The sequence below is a fragment of the Nonomuraea sp. K271 genome, assembly GCF_009908215.1.
Lineage (GTDB): Bacteria > Actinomycetota > Actinomycetes > Streptosporangiales > Streptosporangiaceae > Nonomuraea > Nonomuraea longispora.
The window spans coordinates 1-826 of record NZ_JAAAHR010000391.1 but is presented as its reverse complement, the minus strand read 5'-3'; the positions used below and the strand labels follow the sequence as shown (position 1 = coordinate 826).

Here is an 826-nt window from a genome sequence, read left to right as displayed (position 1 = left end):
GCCGTATCTGCCGTTCGCCTGGAGCGGGGTGGAGTTGCACGCGGCCGGGGCGACGGGCCTGCGGGTCAAGGTCAGCCGAGGCTCCTCCGACACGAGCATCGTGTTGAGCATCGCCGACGACAGCGGCGCTCCGGTGGCCGAGATCGGCGCGCTCACTCTGCGTGCCCTTTCCACCGACCTCACCGCAGGCAACCTGACCTCCCTGCACCAGCTCGACTGGACCGAGACCCCGGCCGCCTCCGAGCAGGACGCTCCCCGGTGGCTCGTGCTCGGGACCGACGACCTGGGCACGGGGGCGGAGGTCCACCCGGATCTGGCCTCCCTCGACCCGGCGGACGTCCCGGTCCTGACCCGCTGCGCGGGCGCCGACCTGCACGCCACGACCCACGCGGCCCTGGCACTGGTGCAGGACTGGCTGGCCGACGAGCGTCTGGCGTCGTCGCGGCTGGTCATCGTCACCCACCAGGCCGTCGCGGCGACCGAGGGCGACGTTCCGGACCCGGCGCAGGCGGCGGTGTGGGGCCTCGTACGGGCCGCGCAGTCGGAGCAGCCCGGCCGCATCGTGCTCCTGGACGCCGACACCGAGCGCCTGGACGCCGGGACGGTCGGCCGGGCGCTGGCGAGCGGCGAGTCCCAGATGGCCGTGCGGGCCGGCAGGCTCCTGACACCGAAGCTGGACCGGGCGACGGACCTGGAGCAGCAGGAGCCGGTGTTCGGCTCGGACGGCACGGTCCTGGTCACCGGCGGAACGGGCGGCCTTGGCGCACTGGTCGCCCGCCACCTGGTCACCGAGCACGACGTCAGGAACCTGCTGCTGGTGAGCCGG

1 protein-coding gene is annotated in these 826 nt (G+C 74.2%); it reads left to right on the top strand.

Going from position 1 to position 826, the window contains the following annotated elements; all coding sequences use genetic code 11:
* Positions 1–826 (top strand): SpnB-like Rossmann fold domain-containing protein (locus GUY59_RS47135; RefSeq protein WP_161715158.1); only part of this gene is annotated, 826 nt, incomplete at both ends.